At 28.7% G+C, this 22,729-nt stretch carries 26 protein-coding genes; 20 read left to right on the top strand and 6 right to left on the bottom strand.

The window, feature by feature from the left end; all coding sequences use genetic code 11:
- Window positions 1-36: 36 nt before the first annotated feature.
- The 5 genes from JK634_RS04165 to JK634_RS04145 all read left to right on the top strand — a co-directional run bounded on the left by JK634_RS04165 (window position 37) and on the right by JK634_RS04145 (window position 3,338).
- Entirely contained in the window at window positions 37-825 is a 789-nt protein-coding gene (locus JK634_RS04165; protein ID WP_202766361.1) for a flavodoxin family protein, read from the top strand.
- A 97-nt stretch (window positions 826-922) separates the two neighbouring features.
- Entirely contained in the window at window positions 923-1,333 is a 411-nt protein-coding gene (locus tag JK634_RS04160; RefSeq protein ID WP_202766360.1) for an FMN-binding protein, read from the top strand.
- A 47-nt stretch (window positions 1,334-1,380) separates the two neighbouring features.
- Complete coding sequence (locus tag JK634_RS04155; protein ID WP_202766359.1) at window positions 1,381-2,250, top strand: SDR family oxidoreductase; 870 nt, start codon at window positions 1,381-1,383, stop codon at window positions 2,248-2,250.
- Between the two features lie 58 nt (window positions 2,251-2,308).
- Window positions 2,309-2,947, top strand: coding sequence for a hypothetical protein (locus JK634_RS04150; protein ID WP_202766358.1), 639 nt, complete (start codon window positions 2,309-2,311; stop codon window positions 2,945-2,947).
- Window positions 2,928-3,338, top strand: coding sequence for a ribosomal maturation YjgA family protein (locus JK634_RS04145; RefSeq protein ID WP_202766357.1), 411 nt, complete (start codon window positions 2,928-2,930; stop codon window positions 3,336-3,338). The genes JK634_RS04150 and JK634_RS04145 overlap by 20 nt, the downstream gene beginning before the upstream one ends.
- Before the next feature lie 75 nt (window positions 3,339-3,413).
- Here JK634_RS04145 and JK634_RS04140 read toward each other — a convergent pair whose 3' ends face one another.
- The 3 genes from JK634_RS04140 to JK634_RS04130 all read right to left on the bottom strand — a co-directional run bounded on the left by JK634_RS04140 (window position 3,414) and on the right by JK634_RS04130 (window position 7,664).
- Window positions 3,414-4,607, bottom strand: a complete 1,194-nt coding sequence (locus tag JK634_RS04140; RefSeq protein ID WP_202766356.1) for an oxygen-binding di-iron domain-containing protein — start codon at window positions 4,605-4,607, stop codon at window positions 3,414-3,416.
- Window positions 4,608-4,686: 79 nt separating this feature from the next.
- Window positions 4,687-5,904 (bottom strand): NAD(P)/FAD-dependent oxidoreductase, encoded by a 1,218-nt coding sequence (locus JK634_RS04135; RefSeq protein WP_202766355.1) that lies wholly within the window; start codon window positions 5,902-5,904, stop codon window positions 4,687-4,689.
- Between the two features lie 44 nt (window positions 5,905-5,948).
- Window positions 5,949-7,664 carry a GGDEF domain-containing phosphodiesterase gene (locus tag JK634_RS04130; protein WP_202766354.1) on the bottom strand — a complete coding sequence of 572 codons (1,716 nt, stop codon included), beginning with the start codon at window positions 7,662-7,664 and terminating at the stop codon, window positions 5,949-5,951.
- A gap of 207 nt (window positions 7,665-7,871) precedes the next feature.
- On the opposite strand from JK634_RS04130, the gene JK634_RS04125 reads away from it, so the two are divergent.
- On the top strand, window positions 7,872-8,636 hold the full coding sequence (locus JK634_RS04125) for a MerR family transcriptional regulator (protein ID WP_202766353.1): 765 nt from the start codon (window positions 7,872-7,874) through the stop codon (window positions 8,634-8,636).
- 54 nt (window positions 8,637-8,690) lie between these two features.
- Here JK634_RS04125 and JK634_RS04120 read toward each other — a convergent pair whose 3' ends face one another.
- The gene (locus JK634_RS04120; RefSeq protein WP_202766352.1) at window positions 8,691-9,344 is read right to left on the bottom strand and encodes a hypothetical protein; all 654 of its coding nucleotides are present in this window, start codon (window positions 9,342-9,344) and stop codon (window positions 8,691-8,693) included.
- Between the two features lie 257 nt (window positions 9,345-9,601).
- On the opposite strand from JK634_RS04120, the gene JK634_RS04115 reads away from it, so the two are divergent.
- The 14 genes from JK634_RS04115 (at window position 9,602) to JK634_RS04050 (ending at window position 20,540) form a co-directional block, all read left to right on the top strand.
- A complete protein-coding gene (locus JK634_RS04115; RefSeq protein ID WP_202766351.1) occupies window positions 9,602-10,288 on the top strand; it encodes a pseudouridine synthase in 687 nt (228 codons plus the stop codon).
- Between the two features lie 126 nt (window positions 10,289-10,414).
- Entirely contained in the window at window positions 10,415-11,095 is a 681-nt protein-coding gene (locus tag JK634_RS04110) for an SIMPL domain-containing protein (protein ID WP_202766350.1), read from the top strand.
- A gap of 26 nt (window positions 11,096-11,121) precedes the next feature.
- Window positions 11,122-11,406, top strand: coding sequence for a DUF4491 family protein (locus tag JK634_RS04105; protein WP_202766349.1), 285 nt, complete (start codon window positions 11,122-11,124; stop codon window positions 11,404-11,406).
- Between the two features lie 85 nt (window positions 11,407-11,491).
- On the top strand, window positions 11,492-12,361 hold the full coding sequence (locus JK634_RS04100; protein ID WP_202766348.1) for a cation diffusion facilitator family transporter: 870 nt from the start codon (window positions 11,492-11,494) through the stop codon (window positions 12,359-12,361).
- Between the two features lie 459 nt (window positions 12,362-12,820).
- Window positions 12,821-13,162 (top strand): hypothetical protein, encoded by a 342-nt coding sequence (locus JK634_RS04095; protein WP_202766617.1) that lies wholly within the window; start codon window positions 12,821-12,823, stop codon window positions 13,160-13,162.
- Window positions 13,163-13,804: 642 nt separating this feature from the next.
- Entirely contained in the window at window positions 13,805-14,068 is a 264-nt protein-coding gene (locus JK634_RS04090; RefSeq protein WP_202766347.1) for a hypothetical protein, read from the top strand.
- Window positions 14,069-14,402: 334 nt separating this feature from the next.
- Complete coding sequence (locus JK634_RS04085) at window positions 14,403-14,615, top strand: hypothetical protein (RefSeq protein ID WP_202766346.1); 213 nt, start codon at window positions 14,403-14,405, stop codon at window positions 14,613-14,615.
- 402 nt (window positions 14,616-15,017) lie between these two features.
- Window positions 15,018-15,389 (top strand): GntR family transcriptional regulator, encoded by a 372-nt coding sequence (locus JK634_RS04080; RefSeq protein WP_202766345.1) that lies wholly within the window; start codon window positions 15,018-15,020, stop codon window positions 15,387-15,389.
- The gene (locus tag JK634_RS04075; RefSeq protein WP_338031205.1) at window positions 15,386-16,255 is read left to right on the top strand and encodes an ABC transporter ATP-binding protein; all 870 of its coding nucleotides are present in this window, start codon (window positions 15,386-15,388) and stop codon (window positions 16,253-16,255) included. The genes JK634_RS04080 and JK634_RS04075 overlap by 4 nt, the downstream gene beginning before the upstream one ends.
- Entirely contained in the window at window positions 16,255-16,914 is a 660-nt protein-coding gene (locus tag JK634_RS04070) for an ABC-2 transporter permease (protein ID WP_202766344.1), read from the top strand. The genes JK634_RS04075 and JK634_RS04070 overlap by 1 nt, the downstream gene beginning before the upstream one ends.
- 116 nt (window positions 16,915-17,030) lie before the next feature.
- Window positions 17,031-17,726 carry a response regulator transcription factor gene (locus JK634_RS04065; protein ID WP_202766343.1) on the top strand — a complete coding sequence of 232 codons (696 nt, stop codon included), beginning with the start codon at window positions 17,031-17,033 and terminating at the stop codon, window positions 17,724-17,726.
- Window positions 17,727-17,811: 85 nt separating this feature from the next.
- Entirely contained in the window at window positions 17,812-18,735 is a 924-nt protein-coding gene (locus JK634_RS04060; protein WP_202766342.1) for an ABC transporter ATP-binding protein, read from the top strand.
- Entirely contained in the window at window positions 18,728-19,609 is an 882-nt protein-coding gene (locus JK634_RS04055; RefSeq protein ID WP_202766341.1) for an ABC transporter permease subunit, read from the top strand. The genes JK634_RS04060 and JK634_RS04055 overlap by 8 nt, the downstream gene beginning before the upstream one ends.
- Window positions 19,610-19,634: 25 nt before the next feature.
- Window positions 19,635-20,540 (top strand): sensor histidine kinase, encoded by a 906-nt coding sequence (locus JK634_RS04050; RefSeq protein ID WP_202766340.1) that lies wholly within the window; start codon window positions 19,635-19,637, stop codon window positions 20,538-20,540.
- A gap of 44 nt (window positions 20,541-20,584) precedes the next feature.
- Here the strand turns inward: JK634_RS04050 and JK634_RS04045 are convergent, their stop codons facing one another.
- Window positions 20,585-21,949 (bottom strand): MATE family efflux transporter, encoded by a 1,365-nt coding sequence (locus tag JK634_RS04045; RefSeq protein WP_243425552.1) that lies wholly within the window; start codon window positions 21,947-21,949, stop codon window positions 20,585-20,587.
- A 59-nt stretch (window positions 21,950-22,008) separates the two neighbouring features.
- On the bottom strand, window positions 22,009-22,728 hold the full coding sequence (locus tag JK634_RS04040) for a DUF2161 domain-containing phosphodiesterase (RefSeq protein WP_202766339.1): 720 nt from the start codon (window positions 22,726-22,728) through the stop codon (window positions 22,009-22,011).
- Window position 22,729 lies beyond the last annotated feature (1 nt).

Raw genomic sequence — 22,729 nt, 5'->3', positions numbered from 1 at the left:
TCAGATATATTTTCCCAAAATAGAGGTGAGATAATTTTGAGGATAGTTGTAATAATAAGTAGCGCCAGAAAAAATGGCAATACAGCGACCATTGTAAAATCTATAGAAAATGAAACAGTACAATACGCTAAGAATCTAAGTGTAAATTTAGATATTGAGTGGATAAATTTATTTGATTATGAATTGCAATTATGTAGGGGATGCAGAATTTGCTTTAATAAGGGTGAGGCATATTGTCCACTAAAAGATGGGTTGCTTAATATAAGAGATAAGATGATTAAGGCAGATGGTGTTATATTTGCAAGTCCAGTTTATGTTGAAGATGTTAATGGAACAATGAAAAATTTTATAGACCGGATGGCCTTTATTTGTCATAGACCTGCATTTTCAGGAAAGAAATCAATTATTATTACAACTTCAGGCGGAGGGGCAACTAGCCATGCTATAAGAACGATAAGCGCAGCTATTCAAAGTTGGGGTTTTAATATATCTACAAAAAGAAACTTTAGAACTGGTACACTAATGGATAAGGAGAAAGTTGAATTAGAATATAGTAATGATATCAAAGCAATAGCTAAAAATTTCTTTGATTCTCTTTATATAATTGAGAAATTAATTCCCACATTTTATTCTCTTATGATATTTAAAATACAGCAAAAAAATTGGCAGAAATATAGTAAAGAAGATAATTTAGATTATTTGTATTGGAAAGAGAATGGATGGTTAAGTAAGGATTGTACTTATTACATTCCTAATAATTCAACTCGTATAAAAACAGATGTAGCAAGATTAGTGGGGGGAATAATTTCAAACATATTTATATAGCAAGCGTCTTATTTTTAACACAACTTAACTGGTAAATAATTCATAATTTATATTATAATAAAGATAAGTATCGTAATAATTAATGGGGAGAGATAGAATGAGTAAAAGAAAAATAATAGTGTCAATAATAGCAATTGCAGCTATAATAGCAATCTACTTTGGGGTAAAAGGTATTAAGTCATATATGGATTTAAAAACCTATCAAAAGCAGGTTAATGATATAATAATTTCAGAGGTAGATCTTACAAAAGTTCCAGATGGAACCTATGAAGGAAGCACAGAAACTTTATGGGTAGCGGCAGATGTAAAGGTAACGGTGAAGGATCATAAAATAACTAAGATTGACCTTGTAAAACATAAGTATGATAGAGGAAAGCCTGCAGAAGTTTTGGTGGACAAGGTTCTTAAGGAACAGAAGGTAAAGGTAGACACTGTATCAGGTGCAACTGTTAGCAGCAAAGTAATATTAAAGTCTATAGAAAATGCATTAGAAAGTGGAAGTAAGTAGAAAATATCAAATGTAGAGAAAAATAACTGTCGGGAGGAATGACATAAATGAAAAAAATATTAGTTACAGGAGCAGAGGGATTTTTTGCTTCAAGATTTATTGAATATTATAAAAATGAGTTTGATATAGTTTCCTTAAACAAGAAGAATTTAGATATAACAAAAGAAGAAAGCATAGAACAAATAAAATATATAAATCCTGATTATGTAGTACATGCTGCAGCTATATCTGATACGGGGCTTTGTGAGAGAAATCCAGAACTATCTTATAAAGTTAATGTAGAAGGCTCAATAAATGTAGCTAAAGGCTGTCATGTATCAAAGTCAAAACTAATATATCTAAGTTCTGACCAAGTATATAACGGAAATATTCAAAGCGGACCTTATAGTGAAGAATGCATAGCCATGCCAAATACTGTTTATGGAAAACATAAGATTGAAGCAGAAAATCTTATAGAGAAAATAGTAGATGATGCAGTAATTTTAAGATTAACATGGCTTTTTAGCTTGCCAGAGAGAAAAAAGAAGGTTAATTCAAATATAATATGGAATATCGTAAAAGCTGCAATTACAAATGAAAGCATAAGTTTACCTGCAAATGAGTATAGAGGTATTACTTATGTTTATGATTTAATTCAAAACTTCAGTAAAATTATTAATATTCCAGGTGGAATATATAATGCAGGAAGTGAAAATAGCTTAAGTACTTATGATATAGGAAAGTTTATTATAGAACAGATGGCATTAAGTAATAGAGTAGAAGATACATTGATAAAAGATGCAGATAGATATAAAGACTGCAAAAGAGATTTAAGGATATCAAATAAAAAGCTAAATAATATTGACATAAGCTTTCCAGATACACAAGAAGCTATTAGTAATTGTTTAGAGGAATTTTCGTATTTAAATTTAAAATAAAGACAATAATTAAATGGTATATAGATACTAATGAAATTAGAATTAGGGGGTAGTTAAGTTGAAAAAGTTTATACAGACAATACTGCCAGTACTAATTTGTATAACATTAGTAAGTTGTGGAGCAAAAAATTTATATACTACAAAAGGAAATACAAATTTTAAAAGTAAAGAGGAATTAATAAAAGAGGCAATATCAAATTTTTATTTTAAATTAGATGCTAAAAGTAATGGAGAATTAAAAGTTTATAATACAAAGACTTATAAAAATAATTATCTAGTATTAGCAGAAAAATATTCTGGTGATGGACATAGGTCTACTAATTTATTTATTATTGATGATAAATTTAATGTCACTAGATGGACTAGCGGAGAAACGCCTATAAGTAATTGCTTTAGTATTAATAAATGTATACTTGATAAAAGTACTATATTATTTGGAACTTTTAATAATTCTAAATGGGATCCAAAGCAAGATATAAAAATTCCAGTCCAAATTAGTAAGATAGACATTAAGTTTGCAAGTGGGCAGGATGTAAGAGAAAATGTATCAAGTGAAGATGGATATATAGTAATATTAGATTCTTTATCTGAAGTTCAGCAGTTTAATATTTTGAATGAAAAAAATGAGTTGCAAAGCAATTTAGGGGAACAAGGGAGTATACTTGATGTTGAATTTCATGAATTTAATAAAAAATGAATGTAAGAGAAATAGAATTCTATACGGTACTATTATAATTATTGTAGTATTCTTAGGATTAATGACAAGAAGATTTAAAAGTTTATACTTGGGAGATATTTTATGGGCTCTTATGATCTTTTTTATTGTGGGATTTATTTTTATTAAAATAAAGCTGAAAACTGCAACATTAATAGCAACTTCTTTCTGTTTTATAATAGAATTTAGTCAACTATATCATGCAGATTGGATTGATAAGATTAGGCAAACTACATTAGGTGGATTGATATTAGGCTATGTATTTTCATGGTTAGATTTATTAGCATATGGAGTAGGAATAGTAGTTGGAATTGTTCTAGAGATTCTAATTTTTAGGATTAATAAAGATAAATATGGAGACATAAGACAATAATTTATAATAAATATTAAAATAGGAATTCTTAAAGGCTTTAAGGATTCCTATTTTAGTGTAGGTGTAAATATTATATTATTCAAATTCTTGAAGAAGTTTATCAGCAAAGTTTTTTCCAAAGGTAATACAATCTTCAAGTTCTTTATCATCAGGCATGTATTTAATTTTTAATTCGTCTTGTAGTACTTTTATATTTGCTTTAGATAAATAATCAGAGAGAATCTTTGGAGATTCCCCACTCCATCCATAACTTCCAAAAGAAGCACCAACCTTATTTATGAACTTAAGACCAATTAAATCTTCAATAACTGGTAAAAGAGATGTGAGAAGTCCATTATTTACAGTAGAAGAACCAAGTAAAATTCCTTTGGATTTAAATATTTCAGCTATGATATCATTTCTATCAGCTGTGGCTGCGTTGAGTATTTTATAACTTACACCGGAAGCTTCTAATCCTTTAGCAATAAATGCTGCTATCTTATATGTAGCACCCCACATTGAGTTATAAACAATTACCACACTTTTTTCTGAATTACCTTTTGCCCATTCATAATATTTATCAACTATCATCATAGGATCTTTCCTCCAGATGATACCATGACTTGGTGCAATCATATCAACGGGTAATCCTAATCCTTTAATTTGATCAATTTTCTTGGTTACAAACCTACTAAATGGAGTTAGAATATTTGCATAATACTTTAGGGCCTCTTGATTTACTTCAAATTCGTCTACCTCATCATTAAAAATGCTTGAGGAAGCAAAGTGTTGTCCAAAGGCATCATTAGAAAATAATATATTTTCACCTGTAAGATATGTAAACATGCTGTCTGGCCAGTGGAGCATAGTAGCTTCGATAAAAACAAGTTCATTTTTCCCAATGCTTATCCTATCGCCTGTTTTTACAACTTTAAGGTTCCAGTCTTTATGGTAATGTCTTTTAGAAGTCTCTACTCCTCCTTTTGAAACTATTATAGTTGCATTAGGTATGTATTCCATTATAGCTGGTAAGGCGCCAGAGTGATCTGGTTCAAAATGATTCATTACTATATAATCAATTTTTGATATATCTGTTACCTCTCTTAAATTTTCAAGAAATCTATCAGTTAAGGGTTCCCATACGGTATCAATGAGAACTGTCTTTTCGTCTTTAATTAAATATGAATTATATGTGCTTCCACGGTGGGTTGACAATTCATATCCGTGAAAATGACGTACTTTCCAATCGGTAGCCCCTACCCAATATACTCCTTTTTTCAATTCCTTCATAATTATATCCTCCAGTCATATATTTATGAAGGTAGTATCTGCATTGACTAGTAAAAATATGCAACAGGTATGAGTTAACTTATTTTATGTCCTTAATTATTTCTATAAAATCATTAATAGAGGTAAATGAAGAGCAATCATAATTAACTTCAGTTTTATTTTCTATGAGTTTTTTCATAATCATCGCTCTTTTTTGGTCACCTAAAATAATGGCACCAATAATCTTGTTATCTCTAACCAAAACCTTATAATATTTTTTATTTTCGCTATCTATTTGAGTAAATAAATTTGTTTCAATAGATTCTTCAATATCACCAATTGAGTATATAGATAAACCAAAGGCATTAATTAAAGAAAATTGTATTGGAGGGATAAAAATATTAGCATGGCCACATATATTTGCACCAGCAACTTTACCTTGTTCACCTGAAACATTCCATAATCCATAAGTTCTACTATTAAATTCTGATACATCACCAGCAGCAAAAATATCTGATATATTTGTTTCCATTCGCTCATTAACGATGATACCATTATTAATATTAATGGATGTATTATTAATTATTTCGGTATTTGGTTTAATTCCAGTAGAGTAAATTATCATATCACAAGCTGACTCAATTCCAGATTTAGTTTTAAATCCTTGAACTTTTTCATCTCCTATAATTTCTTCAATTTGCGTATTTAATAAAATTTTAACCCCTTGAGTCTCCATTACTTCTTTTAAGTAATTAGATGAATAGATATCAAGTAATTTAGGCATTAATCTAGAAGCAAATTCTGCGATTATAACTTTTTTACCTTCTCTTGATAATATATTAGCAACTTCTAGATTTTGAATTCCTCCACCAATTAATAGGATAGTGTTACACGCATTAAGGTAATTTAATACATCAAAAGCATTGTCTAAATCTCTAAGCGTAAATGCTCCAGTTTTATTTATTCCTTTAATAGGGGGAATATTATTAGTTGCACCTGTAGCAATCAGCAATTTATCATAAACCAAGGTCTTACCATTTTCCAAAGTTATAGCTTTTTTATCAGGTTCAATTGATATCACTTTATGGCCTAAATGAATTTTAACGTTATTAGAATCATACCAATCCTTCTTGTTAAGTAAAAGCTTGTCTTCACTTAATCCATCTAAAAGACCTTTAGAAATTTTAATTCTATAATAAGGATAAAAGTTTTCTTTTCCTAGTACTAAAATTTCACTATCAGAATCTATTTCTCTAATGGCTTTTATTGCTGAAAGAGCAGCTGTACCACTGCCAATTATAATAATACGATCTTTCATAGAAATCACCTCATATATTAGTTTGTATAGTTTAGATAAAAATCTTAAAATAGTTTTTCAATTTCAGAGGAGGGAATAGGCTTACTAAATAGATATCCTTGAGCAATATTGCATTTATTTGTTTTTAAAAAAGAGAGTTGTTCATTGTTTTCAACACCTTCTGCTACCACTGTGAGATTTAACCTTTTCCCTAAATTTATCATTGAAGCAGTAATTAACTCCTCATTTGTATCATTAGCAATATCATCAAGAAAAGTTTTATCTATTTTTAGAGTATCAATTGGCAGATGTTTTAAGTAGCTAAAGGAGGAATATCCTGTTCCAAAGTCATCCATTGCTACTGAAACTCCTATTTCTTTCAGTTTAGATAACTTTCTTGAGGCATACTCAAAAGACTTAACTGCTATACTTTCAGTAATTTCAAGTTCTAGCCACTTAGGATCTAACTGAGTTTTGTTTAATATATCTTTTATTGTATTAATAATACTAGGATGTTCAAATTGATGTGTAGATAAATTTATTGACATCTCAATAGGGGAATAGTTTGATTGTTGCCATATTTTGTTTTGTCTGCAACCTTCTAATAGAACCCATTCTCCGATTGGAAGAATTAATCCAGTTTCTTCAGCAATAGGTATAAACTTAGAAGGTGGTATGATTCCTTTTTTTGGGTGAAACCACCGTATTAGTGCTTCTACTCCAATCATTTTGTTAGTCATTATGTCAACTTTTGGTTGATAAAAAAGTTTAAATTCATTATTATCAATTGCATTTTTTAAATCCTCAATAATTTCAAGCTTTGTAGATCTTTCTATACTCATTTCTTCATTAAATATAAGACATTGGTTTTTTCCTTTGTTTTTGGCATTATACATAGCAATATCAGCATTTTTTAATAAAGTTTTTGCATCAGTACTATGTAAAGGGCATATGGATATTCCGGCACTTGCAGTTATAAAAAGTTCTTTATTATCTATGGGTAGCGAGCCATTTAGGTCATCCAAGAGTTTATTGATTTTATTTAGTGAATCATTTGGACTTTTTATTTCAGGTAAGATTATTAGAAATTCATCTCCGCCTAATCTTCCTATATGGGCTTCATTACCTAGATGTTTTTGAATTTTTGAACTTACTTCTTTTAAAACAAGGTCTCCAATATCATGTCCTAAAGTATCATTAATAATTTTGAAGTTATCTAGGTCTATAAATACAACTGCAGTTTCAGAATTATTTTTCTTAGAAGTTTCTAATTCTAAATTTAAGAGTTCATTAATATAGCTTCTGTTTGCTAGACCAGTTAATGAATCGTAGTGAGCCATTTTATGTATTATTTGATGAGCAGTAGTGCATTCGAAAAGATTATGTAATATTGTGACTTTGTTATAAATTTCTCCATTCCTTTTCTTAGTAACTAATACTGACTTATTAATGCAATCATCTTCACAAATTAAGTTTGTGCTATCTTTAGAATTTCCATCTTGAGAATTTTGATATATAATTTTAGATATAGTCTTTAAAATTGAGTCAGAAGAAAGACTCTTTAAATTCTTTTCATCAATATTTGTAATACTATTAACTATGGAGTTAGTTGAAATGGTCTTTCCATTATTATCTGAAATAATAACCCCATCACCAATATGAGATAAAATTAAATTCATTAATTTCTTTGAATTATTAAGTTCATAATTAAGTAAAATGTATTGTACATACATATATATAATTAGAGTAATTGATATAAATAATATTAAGTAATTAAACATGGTATACTCCCCCTAAGTTGTTAAAACATTATTTAGTAGATTGTTTACTAGTTTATTATGGAAATGAATTAATTAATATGATTCAAGTCACATTTTATTCAATTTTTACCTATTAAGCCTAATATAAAATTACATAAAAAAATATAAATTGTTATTGACATTAACGTTACGGCAAGGTGTATATTAAGTTTGTAAGGAGGCGTAAACATGGAATACACAGTGCAGAAACTTGGGAAATTAGCAGGAGTAAGTACCAGAACATTAAGGTATTATGATGAGATAGGTATTCTTAAGCCGGCAAGAATAAACTCATCAGGATATAGAATATACGGTTTAGCTGAAGTAGATAGGCTGCAGCAAATTCTTTTTTACAGGGAACTTGGAGTAAGCTTAGAAAATATAAGAGATATTATGACTTCACCTTACTTTGATGGAGCAAAAGCACTGAAGAAACACCGTGAAAAGCTTCTTGAAAAAAGAGCACAATTAGATTTGTTAATTGAAAATGTTAATAAAACTATTGCTCAAACTGAAGGAGGAACTATAATGTCTGATAAAGAGAAATTTGAAGGATTTAAACAAAATTTGATAAATGAAAATGAAAAGAAATATGGAAAAGAAATTCGTGAAAAATATGGTGATGATACAATAAATAAGTCTAACCAGAAGTTGAAGAATATGACCCAGGAGGAGTATGATGAAATAACTAATCTTTCTAATGAAGTTTTAGAAACTCTTGAGGAAGCAATTAAAACTGGAGATCCAGCAGGAGAGCTAGCTCAAAAAACTGCTGATTTACATCGTAAATGGTTAAGCTTTTATTGGGATTCATATAGCAAAGAAGCTCATGCAGGCTTAGCACAAATGTATGTTGATGATGAGAGATTTACAGCATACTATGATAAGATAACTAAAGGAGCAGCTGAGTTCTTAAGAGATGCAATTTTAATTTATACAGGAATGAAAAAATAAAATGTCAGATTAAAAAGGGCGAAAACATTTAGTTTTCGTCCTATAAATTTATTGTTATTTTTCAGAAACATAATCATAAGTTGGTTGAGTTTGTAAGAAATAACCGCTTCTAACTTCTGCAGACCAATTCTGAAGAGCTTCTTTCCATTCAACGCTACTAAAGAAAAAGTCAATTCCTTTTGAAGAATCCCAAATTAATACTCTGAAAGGAGCAACTCCACCAGTCTCAAATACATCTTGACTAGCTTCTGTACTTTCAGTAATAAATAATTGAGGTAGACCACGTTGGAAGGCCATTGCAGGTTCAATAAATGAGAAAGCTGAGCCTGTCCAGTATTCTCTGCCTATTTCATTAGCATAAACAGTTGCACCATTGGTATCTATAACTCTTACCTTTATTCTAGCAAGATTTAAGGTTATCATCCCAAAGCTAGAGTTAACAACTCTTCTTATGCTTATCATAGTTGATTCAGGATATTGTTCTGTGTTTGGAAGAGTTCTTGGGAAAAGTAGTACTTTTTTTAGCTCCTCCATTAATCTAAGAAGAAATCTTATTTGAAGATTATTTAAAGTAGTACTTGTTGGATGACTTAAAAATACTGGTACTTGATAAAATCTATTTGTTCTTGCTACTAGTTCTGGATTAGGAACAACAGTTGAGGGAGTTTCTACTTGTTCTACATTAAGATCAAATTGTAAATTAGACATATTATCACCTCAGTATAGTATATTCAGCTTATAAATATTTGTGATTACATAAATAATAAGTGTTAATCATGATAAAATGTAAATTGTACAAAAGTTGATTTAAGTGATAAATTTATTCTATAGGGTTTTTTATAGGAAACTTAATTTATTCTTGTTTGAAAATGTCGGCTTCTGGACATTTTCGGGCATGAATAAGTTATTAGTTGAACTTAAAACCCTATATACAGTTAATTTGAAAAGGGGATTGCTAGTTACAAATGAGGATAAATAAACTATTAAGTAATTATGGATATTGTTCTAGAGTTGAAACCAATAGGTTTATTAATGATAAAAGGGTAATTATAAATGGTGAGCTTGCGATTCCAGGGCAGTGGGTGGAGGAAACAGATACAATACTTTTAGATGGGGTACCTATTAAAAGAAAAGAAAAAGTATATATAGTTTTGAATAAACCAGTAGGAATAACTTGTACTGCGGCAAAAGATGTTAAAGATAATATAATTGATTATATTAATTATCCTGAATATATTTTCCCAGTTGGAAGACTGGATAAGGAATCACAAGGATTAATTATAATGACTAATGATGGGGAGCTAGCAGATAAAATACTAAATTCAGAAAATAGACATGAAAAAGAATATATTGTTACAGTTGATAAAACAATAGATGATAATTTTATTAATGGGATGTCTGAAGGTGTTAAACTAGGCGAAAAAATTACAAAGTCATGCAAAGTAAATAAAATAGATAACAATATCTTTAGAATTATTTTGACTGAAGGATTAAATAAACAGATACGAAAAATGGCAAAAACCTTTGGTTATACAGTTATAAGATTAGAAAGAATTAGAATAATTAACATAAAGATTGATGACATTGATATTGGTAAGTGGAGAAATATAACTGAGGATGAACTTAATGAATTAAAAGAAAATATTAAATGAAAAATCTAAATGAAAATCCAGGTTCAAGATCATTTCTCTTGAACCTGGATTTTAAATTTATTTAATGTACCATTTAGTATTAGTTTCATAATATAAAATAGTAATTATTTTGAAGGGAAAAAAATTATGTTTCAAGATGATATTAGATATGCATTTAACGATTTATATGATGGAATTATTAGAGAAGAAGATGTTAGCAATAGGTTCTATTTGATTGGTGAAGGCGAAGTATATGTAAGACCTGATATGGCAGAAGTAGTTATTGGTGTAATAACAGAGAATATGGATATAAAATTAGCTCAAGAAGAAAATACAAAGATATCAAATAGTGTTATAGAAAGCATTAGACAGCTAGGAGTAGATTTAAAGGATATACAAACTCAAGATTATAATATAAATATTAGAAATGATTATGTGGATGGGAAACAAGTATTTAGAGGTTATGAGGTAAGAAATAATTTAAGGGTTCTTGTAAGAGATATAGATAAAATTGGAGAGATAATAGATACATCAGTTGCTAGTGGAGCAAATAACATAGGAAATATTGGTTTTCTTGTATCTGATGAAAACAAAGTATATTTAAGTGCATTAAAATTAGCAATAAAGGATGCTCAAGATAAGGCTATGGTTATGGCAGGAAGCTTAAATGTAAGGTTGGATGCTATACCCATTAAAATAACAGAACAAGCTGTTAATAGAATAGCACCTATGAATGCTGTCTATAAAGCAAGTGCCTCAGCACCAATTGAAGCTGGACAATATAGTGTAAAAGCCAATATAGAAGCTATATTTCAGTATTTTAAATAACATATAAATTTTCAAGGAGTGAAGTTATGAATTATTATGGAATAATAATTGGTATTGGGGCATTTTTTATAATTGGTTTTTTACATCCATTAGTTGTAAAATCTGAATTTTATTTTGGAAAGAGAATTTGGCCATTGTTTTTAATAGCCGGGATTATATGTTTAGTTGGCTCAATAAGCATTAAAGAAGTAATAGCCTCAGTTCTACTAGGAATATTGGGATTTGCTCTTTTTTGGGGTATAATGGAATTATTCGAACAAGAGAATAGGGTTAACAAAGGCTGGTATCCTAGAAATAATAAAAGAAAATAAACTAAAGTTAGCCTTGGATATTATTTAAGTGAAAAATAAATACTATAGTTTGTAGAATAATTTATAATATCAGGGAGCAAAAATTATGGATGATAAATATGAAAACTTAAAGATAGCAGAAAAAGGTGCACGTGTTAGTATTTTAGCATATATAGCTCTTGCAATATTCAAATTAGTTGTTGGATATCTTTCAAAATCTGAAGCCTTAATGGCTGATGGACTCAATAATACCACAGATATAGTAGCATCATTAGCTGTTTTAATTGGACTTAGAATATCAAGAAAACCAGCAGATGAAAATCATGCTTATGGACATTTTAGAGCTGAAACTATAGCTTCCTTAGTAGCTTCACTAATCATGATAGTAGTTGGGCTAAATGTTCTTTATACTGCTGCTAAGTCAATAATATACTTTAAAGGAGAAAAACCAGATATAGTTGCAGCAATTACAGCAATTATTTGTGCAATAGCTATTTATTTTGTTTATAAATATAATAAGAAAATTGCAGTTAAGATAAATAGTGCTGGGCTAATGGCAGCGGCCAAAGATAATCTCTCTGATGCATGGGTAAGTGTAGGAACTTCAGTTGGTATTTTCGCTTCTCAATTTGGTTTCCCATGGATAGATCCTCTTGCTGCAGTAATTGTTGGAATACTTATAATAAAGACTGGTTGGGAAATTTTTAGTGAAGCCTCTCATAATCTATCTGATGGATTTGAAAAAGAAGAATTAGATAATATATCTAAAAGTATAAGCACTGTTAATGGGGTTAAAAGTATTAAAAGTGTAAGAGGGCGAGCTCATGGGAATGTAATTCTTTTAGATGTAATTGTTACAGTTGATTCAAAATTAACCCTTGTAGAAGGGCATAGTATAACAGTAGAAATTGAGAAAATGTTAATAGATAAGTTTAATATAAGTGAGGCTATAGTACATGTAGAACCTGATGTTTAGATAATTAAAGTCATTTTAAAAGTATAGATTTACTTTTAAGATGACTTTTTATATTTTCATGTGAAAATAAATTCAAAAATCAAATAAATTACAGGGTTTTAATTTAATTAGTTTATTTTATTCTGAAATTAAGAATTAGATATTTAACTAGCAAAAATAATGGTTAAATATGAATAAACCAATGGTAAAATTTAACGTTTATTACAATTTGTTCAACGTTTGCTGCGAAATTAACACAAATATTTAATAATATAGTAAAGTAGGTATATAGAATTACACTTGAGAAATATGAGAAAATAACATACTTTAGTGTTTTTATAGACTTAATAGGAGTAAATCTAAATTAGCCAATAGAGGTATATATGGTTAACCACAGTTAGCTCGAGATAACTAGGAAAGCTGTAAATACTTTTGATGTGAATAATTACAAAATTACAATAAGGTGGGAGGATGGTAAAAATGAGCGCATTTGTATTAAACAGAAATTATGAATTACAATTACCAAACAGTTATGAAGACATTGACTGCGATGAAATGGAATATGTTGATGGTGGAAGTACAGTAAATGTATACTTAAAAGGGACAACTTTTAAGTATATAATAATAGGAGGATCTGCCGCCATAGGAACTTTAGTTGGAACAATTTTTGGACAAATGGAAGGTGGAATACTTGGTTGTTTCTTAGGCGGATTAATTGGTACAGTAATTTCAAATTATGTATGCAGAAATATTGACGATAATAAATACTACAATGTAGGATCTATCTATATCCCCTTCAGGCAATCTAATATATACTTATAGAAGTTTTTCCTAATTGTATTGAGAGGAAATAAGTTTAAAAATGAAAAATTTTAAATATTATTTTATTTTATTTATTTCTGTATTTATTGGTTTTATGTTAAGTTATAAAATATTGGATATTCTTAAAATTAATATAGAAAATCAAGCATTAAGATTACTATATAATGTTATATTTGTTATTCCTATAATATATATTATGAATAAAAAGATTATATCTAGAGGATGAATTATATGGTTTATTGCAAGTTTTATAACTTTTGTAAATGAATAAATGGAACAGACTAACAACAAAATAGGAATGGATAGTATTCTGTTAGTGAATTTAGTTATTTAAGCAAATAAAAATAGTGGGTTTGGACAATGTCCTTACTCACTAATTTGAATTTATCTATAGATACAGTTCAGAAAAATCAAGTACTAGGTTTTCGTAGATTTCTACATTAACTTCATTTATAATCATACTTTTGGCATTAAAGTATAACATTTTAATTAAGATACCAATGTTATTGCTTTTAAATCAGTCTAAGTTGAAGAAATATGCAAAATATTGTAATTATGTAATTTTATACTGTATAATAAAACAAATAGACAATTGTAAGTTATTGTAATATGTGTAGTTGTATTTAGGAGGGGAAAGTGCTGATGGATAAGAATTTTAAATCCTGGTCAAAAGTACGTAAATTAGGAAAAAATAAGTATACCGTATTATGGATCTTATATTTTATATTCTTAATAAATATGTTTATTGGAATTGGCAGACTAATGGAAGGTAAGCTTATGTTTAATATTCAAAATATCATTATAGATTCTTTATTTGGTATTATAGGTGGTATAATAATTGGTAAATTTTCATGGAATAGTTCAGAAATAAAGTATCAGAAATATATTAATGAGAATAGAGAATAAAAAAATCATAGCCTAAAATTAGGATGCCTGGGCGAAGAACAGTTATTTAAGGTGAATGTTCTCTTAAAATATGTTTTAAAGAGGTAATTACGAAAAAAGATATTAAACTTGTAAGCTTCATTATAATGCAGGCTATAGTACTATTCACTTTATTTATTTTAATAATCTTATCATTTAAATATAAATTTTCAGTTGAGTTATCAATGTTATTACTTTTATTCCTCCAACTAGTGATTTTAAAATTTGTATTTGATAATTTTATAAGGAATAAATGAAATAGAGTATAATCTAAATGATTATATGTAAAAAAATCAATTGAAAGGAATTAGTTTCAATGTTAGGAATAATTGATAGTATACAATGGATTTGCCTATTTATAGAAGGATGTATATTTCTATACATGTACTACAACTATAGAAAGAATAAAAACAAAAAATATGATGAAATAGTAATCAAAAAAAAGACTAATCAAATAGTACTTGTACTGTTAGTAATAGTAAATGTTATATTGGTAGTAACAAAGATAATAGAAGTGATAACTCGCTAGAAATTACACTATAAAATTAGATATTTAAGTCGTTATTTTAGTAAAAGTTCTGCAATTGCAGGGCCTTTTTACTTTTAGCGACACTCCCTTAGTTTTCATACATTTTTGATTTACTCAGTTACTATTTGTATTTCTAACTTTTTCATAATAAACACCTCTCCGATGATTAAGTTAGTATTTAAATAATTCTCACGGATTCCATTTTCTGCATTTTAACATATTTATAATAAAATACTAGCTTGCTGCTTATTATGTTTTATTAATATAAGAACGCTTTTATTTATAAACACCTTTTAATTTAAGTAGGTGTTTATTTTTATTAAATTTATATTTTTTATTGACAATAGTGTATATACTGTATATATTATAATATATACAGTATTAACAAAGGAGGTAGAATTATTGAAAATATTAATTTCAAATAAATCTGATTTACCTATATATGAGCAAATAAAAGTTCAAATCAAAGAGCAGATTCTATCAGGAAATATTACTGAAAATGAATTTTTACCCTCAATAAGACAGTTAGCTAAAGAATTAGGCATAAGTGTTATTACTACTACAAGAGCTTATTCTGATTTAGAAGCTGAAGGCTTTATAGCAACAATACAAGGTAAAGGTAGTGTAGTTTTACCTAAGGATAATCAAATGGTAAAAGAACAGTACTTAAGACGAATAGAAGAGTCCTTTTTATCAGCTATTGATGATGCCAAGATTGCAAACATATCTAATAAAGAACTTATAGAAATATTAGAAAATTTGATGGAGGAGTGAGAAAGGTGAATGCACTTGAAATTAAAAATCTAAGTAAAAACTTTGGAAACTTTAAACTTGAAGATATCAATTTAGAATTACCTAAAGGATATATTTTAGGATATATAGGACAAAATGGAGCTGGTAAAACAACAACTATTAAGCTTATTATGGAGCAGTTAAAAAGAGACAACGGACAAATAACTGTTATGGGGAAAAGCTATATTGATAATGAGGAAGCCTATAAAGAAATGATAGGTTATATAGCTGATGAATGTTATTATCCTGAGTGTTTCAATATAAATGATATATTAGGTAGTTTAAAAGATTTTTATCCAACCTTTAATGAGGAGAAGTTTATATCTTACATTAATACGTGGGAACTGCCAAAGAAGACAGCCCTTAGAAAATTTTCTAAAGGTATGAAGCTTAAATTAATGTTTGCTACAGTTTTATCAAGAGACACTAAACTTTTAGTGCTTGATGAACCTACTAGTGGACTTGATCCAGTAATAAGAAGTGAAATTCTTGAAATATTACAGGATTATATATCTGATGGGGAAAGAAGTGTTATGTTCTCAACACATATAATGAGCGACTTAGAAAAGATAGCAGACTATCTATATTTTATAGATAAAGGAAAAACTATTTTTTATGACTCAAAAGATAATATAGTAGAGAGCTATTTAATTGTTAAAGGTGGAAATGAAGACTTAACAGATGAAAGAGAAAAGAAGCTTATTGGATGTAAGAAATCAAATATAGGCTTTGAGGGATTAATTCATTCAAGTGATGCAAAGTATTTTAAGGATGGGTTTTTAATTGAGAGGCCAAGAGTGGATGATATTGTAGTATTTCATATAAAAGGTGTTAGGGGGAAAAGGTAATGAAATCTTTAAGCTTTTTAAAACTTGATTTTAGGATGATGAAAGGTATCTTTAGATATTTTTTATTACTACCTGCAATATTTCTAATTTTCTTTATGAAAGAGAATCCTATATTAGGAATTGGGTATATGTTTTTTCTTTTGGTAATAGTTGGAACGGTTCTATTTTCGGCAGAAGTAAATGAGGAGTGTACTAAGATGTATTATATGTTACCCTCAAAGATATCTCATATGGTGCTTGGAAGATTTTTATATTTATCTAGTTTAATAATAATTATGTGGGGAATCAATGGAGGGGTAATTTGGTACTTCTATTCTAATAATTTATTAAGCAATTTAGAATTATCAATTGTATGTATTTCAGGAGTTGTAGCTTCAATTATATGTTTAGTTCAATATCCTATTTATTATAAATTTGGATTAGAGAAAGGCAAAATGCTATCAATGATAATATATATGGTTCCTTCATTTATAGTCTTTCTACTACCAACATTTTTAAGCGGCAAAAATGCAGTTATGATTAACTTAATTAATAAAACAATATCTATTTCACAAGAAAAGCCATATATCCTACCTATTCTTGGAGGTTTGATTGTAGTATTAGTATGGGTTGTATCTTATATTATTTCCTGCTCTATATGCAAGAATAAAGAATTATAAAGTAATATTAAGCTTAAACTAAAAAATATGGTTTAAGCTTTTTTCAATTTATGGAATTTCATGATACAATTTAATTAGTACTTTTATAAGTTTAATTGGGAGGGATTTTTAAAGATATGAATCCAATTGCAAATGTATTAATAGTTGAAGATGATAGTGATATTAATAGTTTACTTACAAATATATTAACTAGAGAAGGTTATTTAGTAAGAAGCGCTTACTCAGGTACAGAGGGGAAAATGTGTATAGAGCAGTATGATTATGATATTATGCTACTTGATTTAATGCTGCCAGGAATAAGTGGTGAGGAACTTATATCTGAAACAAGAAAACTTAAAATAATGCCAATAATCGTAATCTCTGCAAAAACAGCTCAAGAGGACAAGATTAATGTTTTAAAACTTGGGGCAGACGATTTTATAGTTAAGCCTTTTGATATTCATGAAGTCTTAGCAAGGGTAGAGGCACAAATAAGAAGATATAAAGAATTCTCGATGCCGAAGATTGCAAATAGCAAATTAACTTATAAAAATATTGTTTTAGATACTGAAGCAAAGCAAGTACTTGTAAAAGATAAAACTATAGTTTTAACGGTTATGGAATATAAAATATTAGAACTTTTAATGAGTAATCCTAAAAAGGTATTTACTAGAGCTAATTTATTTAAAGCTCTATGGGATGATGAATTATATGGGGATGATAATGCTGTAAATGTACATATGAGTAATTTGCGTTCTAAATTAGCCCATGTAGATAGCGAAACAAAATATATTCAAACTGTTTGGGGAATAGGCTTTAAGCTTCAAGAATAACACTTAATACTTTCTTAATATTTAATTAAGCTTATATTATAAAATGTATTTAATAATATAACTAAAGAAAAGGAGGAGTAAGTTTATGAATGAAGTAGTTTTAAAGACCCATAATCTTACAAAGAGATATGGAAATCAATATGCATTGAATAATGTTAATATGACTATTGAAAAAGGTCAAATATATGGATTTATTGGGCAAAATGGTGCAGGAAAGACCACATTAATTAGATTAATTACAGGACTTATTCATAAAACAAGTGGAGAAGTGGAGCTTTTACCAGAAGCCTCAGATAACAATATAGATGAAGCAAGAAAGATTACTGGAAGTTTAGTTGAAAGCCCAGCCTTTTATCCTAATATGACTGCAAGAGAAAATTTAGAAGTATCTAGATTAGTTAGAAATATTGCAGGAAAAGAAGCAATTGAAGAAGTATTAGAGCAAGTTGGATTGAAGGATGCTGGAAAGAAAAAGTTCAAGAATTTTTCATTAGGAATGAAGCAAAGGCTTGGAATTGCAAATGCCCTACTTGGAAATCCAAAGTTTCTTATTCTTGATGAGCCAATTAATGGTTTAGATCCAGTTAGTATTGTAGAAATTCGTGAATTATTAAAGAAAGTAAACAAAGAAAAAGATGTAACTATTTTAATATCTAGTCATATATTAAGTGAGCTTTCTGAGCTAGCAACTCATTATGGAATAATTGATAAGGGAAACTTAATTGAAGAAATTTCTGCAAAAGACTTAAGAGAAAAGTGTAAGCAATATATTGAAATTCAAGTAAGTGATCCTAAGAAAAGTGTTGTTATTCTAGAAAAAGAATTGAATATCACAGATTATATGGTATTTCCAAATAATCTTGTTAAGGTATATAGTCATTTAGACTATGTAGGTAAGATAAATACACTCCTATCAGTAAATGGCGTTATAGTTGATAAAATCGGACTAAAAGGCCAAAACCTAGAGGAATATTTTATAAATACTATAGGGGGTGTTAGGAATGACTAGATTAATAAAAGCAGAAATATATAAAGTTTATAAAACAAGAGTAATAAAGGTATTATGCGTTATAATGATACTTCTAGCTGTAATGTTACTAGGAATTTCAAAACTTTTATCCTCAGAAGATTTTATTAAAGGCAGCTTAAAGGGAATGTCAGAGGCTCAGCAAGAGCAATTAATGAATCAACTTCAAAGTACAAGTAATGGTGATACAGCGATGGTTCAGCCAGGTGGTGGAACAGGATTTCATATAGCAGCTAAGGATATTTTCCATCCAAAGGGAGGGGAGATATATTATTCATCTTTTGGAGTAGGAGCAATAGAAATAATAATGTCAATATTAATTGGGGCTGTAGTTGCTGGTGAATATTCTTCAGGGACTATAAAGAATATATTAGCTTATGGTAAAAAGAGAGAGCATTATTATCTATCAAAGCTTATTGCAATTGCTATAGCAGTTGGAGTACTACTTGGAATAATGGTTAGTATTGCATCTATAGGAGCATCTATTATGTATGGCTGGGGAGGAGATGTAGGATTAATAGAGGTCTTAAAGACATTTAGTGCTGCTTTAATAGTAGGAACCTCAGTTTCTTCATTGATAATGCTAATAGCAACTTTAGCAAAGAGTAATGGAACAACAATAGGTATTGGTATAGTTTTATTTACAGTTGTACCAACAATAATATCAAATCTTTATGGAAAATATAATTGGTTTGATAGACTTTATGAAATTACACCAGCATATAACTGGGCAGTAATTACATCTACTCATGCCTCAAGCGGAGAATTTACAAAGGCAATAATTGTAGCTATAATAACTATAATAATTGCTACATTAAGTGGTATAATGATATTTAAAAAGCAAGATATTAGATAAAAGAATTTTGAAAGGAGAGAGTAAAATGATTTGGATAATAGCTATATTAATAATAATTTTAATCTTTTTGCTCTCTTATACTTTAAGGCTAAAGTATGATATTAGGTACATCTCAAAGCAAGTTAGTAAAAGCAAAGGAGAATACTCTAATGTCAGAATGACGGGCTTAGATAAGGATATAGAAAACCTTGTTGTAAATATAAATAATTTATATGAAATTCAACAAAAGGTAAATGTAAAAATTAAAAGTGATGAAGAGAAACTTAGAGAGAGTATAGCTAACTTATCACATGATTTAAGAACACCGTTAACTTCTATAATGGGATATATACAATTAATAAAAGATGGCAATATATCTAAAGAAGAAAAGGACAGATATTTAGAGATAGTAGAAAGAAGAACAGGAACTCTTCAAAGCCTAATTACAAGTTTCTATGATTTATCTAGAATTGAGGGTAAAGAGTATAAATTTGATTTAAAGTCAGTTAGCCTAGGTGATATGCTATGTGAAACTCTGGCATTATTTTATGAGGATTTTATAAATAAAAACATCGAACCAAATGTTAATATTGAAGAAAATGTTCCTAAAATTATTTCTGATGAGAAAGCAGTAATAAGGATATTTTCTAACCTAATTAATAATGTTTTAGAGCATGGAAAGAATAGAGTAGATATAAACCTAAGACAAGAAAATAACTATATTATAACAGAATTTAAAAATGATGCTCCGAATATAAATGAGGAAAATATCACTCATATATTTGATAGATTTTTTACAGCAGATTTAGCTAGGAGTGAAAAAAATTCAGGGTTAGGTTTATGTATTACTAAAGCTTTATTAGAACAGTTAGGACATGAAGTGGAAGCTATTTTATACGATGGAGTTTTAACAATTAAGATAAAATGGAAGATTAAATTTAATAATATTTAAAAGCAGGTACTTCAATTTTCTTTGAAATACCTGCTTTTATTTAATTAATGTACAACAAGATTGTTTATCCATTTCTTAGAAGCAATTCTAGGAAGTCCTACTATAAATTTAGCAATCTCCTCCATGAATACAAAAATATAAACTTTTTCTATAGGAAGGTGAAAGTATAATCCAGTTAATGCTACGAGTGGAACTCCTACTAACCACATTCCACCTATATCTAAGAAGAGACAATACTTCGTATCTCCACCGCTTCTTAATATCCCAACAACATTTGTATAATTAAATACCTTAAAACATAAAAAGATTCCTAAAACGTGTAACATGGAATTTGAATAATTATGAACTTCGGCTGATACATTATAAGCAAAAAGTATTGAAGGCGCACCTATATATATTAAGACACCCATTAATATCCCTAGAAGAGGATTTAATATAATAAATCTATTAGCATATAAAAATGCACTTTTTTCATCTTTTTCACCAATTTTATTTCCAATCATAATTGCAGCAGCATTACCAAAGCCAAAGAAAATTACCATTGCAAGTCTATCAATTGTACTTACTATGTTAGTTGCTGCTATTACAGAAGTTCCCATATGTGCGTATATTACAGAGTAAACAGTAACTCCTAGTGCCCATAAGCTTTCATTTAATATAACTGGTATTGTGATTTTAAAGAATTTTTTAATAAACTCAAATGATAAATCAGATAGTTCTTTTATTGAAGCTGCTACTGGGGTTTTTAGCTTATATACTATATATAGCATCATTGCAAATTCAAGCAATCTTGCTATTAGTGTAGCTATAGCTGATCCATAAACGCCAATACCTTTATAGCTTCCAACTCCATAAACTAAGGCAAAGTTTAAGATGGTATTTATGCCAAGAGCAATTACGCTTACGATCATTGGTGCTTTTACATGTCCAATACTTCTTAAAGTAACAGAATAAGCAAAGGAAATAGCAGTAAATATATAACTTAAAGAAATTATTCTAAGATAATTTCCGCCCATATTTATAACTTCAGGGTCATTTGAGAAAATGCTTAAAATAGTATTTGGCATTATAAGTGCGAAAAGTGTAAAGATAGCTGATGCAAATATTGCGGTAATCAAACATAGTCCAAGAACTCTTTTTATGTTGGTTGTATCTTTCTTTCCCCAATATTGAGCTGTAAATATTGAAGCACCACTTACAACCCCAAATAAAACTAAGTTTAATAAGAAAAAGAATTGATTTGCAAGACCAACACTTGCAATAGCAACTTCACCTAAACCGCCAATTATTATATTATCGAAAAGATTTAATGAGGATAATATAAAGTTTTGGGTGGCTATAGGTAGTGCTAACTTAATAGTTTCTTTAAAAAACTTCTTGTCTGAAAATAACGATATTAATTTCATCATAATCCCCCCCTTAATAATGAAATAAATCTAATTAAAGTAAATGGATAGTAATTAAAATTCTATCCATTGAAATTTTGAATATTAGTTTTTAATATTTCTATAATTTCTTTAAATGTAGAAAGGGCTTTAATGCCTTCATCTGTAAGAGAATAGACTCCCTTATCAATCTTTTTAAACCATCCATAGTGATTATTATAAACTATAGAGTAGGTTTTTTTAGCATCAGCTCCAAGCTTTTTTAACTTAGCCGCAGACAGTGGACCATACATATGTAAACAACAGGCAATATATAAAGCATCTTCTTTATAGGAAGTCATTAGCTTTTCTCCAGTGCTTCCTCCTACATTCATATCTAAATGTCTGCCATTGAATTCTTTTATAAGCTTATCACGTTTTCTTTTATTTTGTCTAATACTTTTATCTCTATCAAAAGCTTCTGGATGAATAGCTATTTCAATGGTCTTTTTACTTGAGACTAATATTAAACCAAGTTCTAACCTTTTTATTAAATGGCAAATGTCTCTCCATTTAGAGAAGCTTGTACGCTTTTTAGGCTTTGGAATAGCTATATATACAAGATCAGCTGTCTTTTGTCTTTTTGCACCTTGAACTAAAAGATCAACGCTTAAATTTTTCTTTAGTTCTATTATAATGAGCTCATCACCCTTCATGGCGCAGACATCGCAATTATTAACTTCACTTCTTACTTCATATCCTTTACTTATAAAAAAATCTCTGACAGGGATATACATATCTCTTTCAAGAACAATATCACTCATT

It is taken from the genome of Clostridium paridis (assembly GCF_016765615.1).
Lineage (GTDB): Bacteria > Bacillota > Clostridia > Clostridiales > Clostridiaceae > Clostridium_T > Clostridium_T paridis.
Note: the sequence above shows the minus strand (reverse complement) of the source record. Positions and strands in the feature narration are given on the sequence as shown.

What these genes read in the sequence shown, in the direction of transcription:
- JK634_RS04070 (WP_202766344.1), top strand. Translation starts at nt 16,255, where the DNA reads ATGAAATCTTTAAGCTTTTTAAAACTTGATTTTAGGATGATGAAAGGT.
- JK634_RS04135 (WP_202766355.1), bottom strand. Translation starts at nt 5,904, where the DNA reads ATGAAAGATCGTATTATTATAATTGGCAGTGGTACAGCTGCTCTTTCA.
- JK634_RS04155 (WP_202766359.1), top strand. Translation starts at nt 1,381, where the DNA reads ATGAAAAAAATATTAGTTACAGGAGCAGAGGGATTTTTTGCTTCAAGA.
- JK634_RS04125 (WP_202766353.1), top strand. Translation starts at nt 7,872, where the DNA reads ATGGAATACACAGTGCAGAAACTTGGGAAATTAGCAGGAGTAAGTACC.
- JK634_RS04085 (WP_202766346.1), top strand. Translation starts at nt 14,403, where the DNA reads ATGTTAGGAATAATTGATAGTATACAATGGATTTGCCTATTTATAGAA.
- JK634_RS04065 (WP_202766343.1), top strand. Translation starts at nt 17,031, where the DNA reads ATGAATCCAATTGCAAATGTATTAATAGTTGAAGATGATAGTGATATT.
- JK634_RS04090 (WP_202766347.1), top strand. Translation starts at nt 13,805, where the DNA reads ATGGATAAGAATTTTAAATCCTGGTCAAAAGTACGTAAATTAGGAAAA.
- JK634_RS04160 (WP_202766360.1), top strand. Translation starts at nt 923, where the DNA reads ATGAGTAAAAGAAAAATAATAGTGTCAATAATAGCAATTGCAGCTATA.
- JK634_RS04145 (WP_202766357.1), top strand. Translation starts at nt 2,928, where the DNA reads ATGAATTTAATAAAAAATGAATGTAAGAGAAATAGAATTCTATACGGT.
- JK634_RS04040 (WP_202766339.1), bottom strand. Translation starts at nt 22,728, where the DNA reads ATGAGTGATATTGTTCTTGAAAGAGATATGTATATCCCTGTCAGAGAT.
- JK634_RS04130 (WP_202766354.1), bottom strand. Translation starts at nt 7,664, where the DNA reads ATGTTTAATTACTTAATATTATTTATATCAATTACTCTAATTATATAT.
- JK634_RS04060 (WP_202766342.1), top strand. Translation starts at nt 17,812, where the DNA reads ATGAATGAAGTAGTTTTAAAGACCCATAATCTTACAAAGAGATATGGA.
- JK634_RS04120 (WP_202766352.1), bottom strand. Translation starts at nt 9,344, where the DNA reads ATGTCTAATTTACAATTTGATCTTAATGTAGAACAAGTAGAAACTCCC.
- JK634_RS04055 (WP_202766341.1), top strand. Translation starts at nt 18,728, where the DNA reads ATGACTAGATTAATAAAAGCAGAAATATATAAAGTTTATAAAACAAGA.
- JK634_RS04095 (WP_202766617.1), top strand. Translation starts at nt 12,821, where the DNA reads ATGAGCGCATTTGTATTAAACAGAAATTATGAATTACAATTACCAAAC.
- JK634_RS04100 (WP_202766348.1), top strand. Translation starts at nt 11,492, where the DNA reads ATGGATGATAAATATGAAAACTTAAAGATAGCAGAAAAAGGTGCACGT.
- JK634_RS04110 (WP_202766350.1), top strand. Translation starts at nt 10,415, where the DNA reads ATGTTTCAAGATGATATTAGATATGCATTTAACGATTTATATGATGGA.
- JK634_RS04140 (WP_202766356.1), bottom strand. Translation starts at nt 4,607, where the DNA reads ATGAAGGAATTGAAAAAAGGAGTATATTGGGTAGGGGCTACCGATTGG.
- JK634_RS04115 (WP_202766351.1), top strand. Translation starts at nt 9,602, where the DNA reads ATGAGGATAAATAAACTATTAAGTAATTATGGATATTGTTCTAGAGTT.
- JK634_RS04050 (WP_202766340.1), top strand. Translation starts at nt 19,635, where the DNA reads ATGATTTGGATAATAGCTATATTAATAATAATTTTAATCTTTTTGCTC.
- JK634_RS04045 (WP_243425552.1), bottom strand. Translation starts at nt 21,949, where the DNA reads ATGATGAAATTAATATCGTTATTTTCAGACAAGAAGTTTTTTAAAGAA.
- JK634_RS04105 (WP_202766349.1), top strand. Translation starts at nt 11,122, where the DNA reads ATGAATTATTATGGAATAATAATTGGTATTGGGGCATTTTTTATAATT.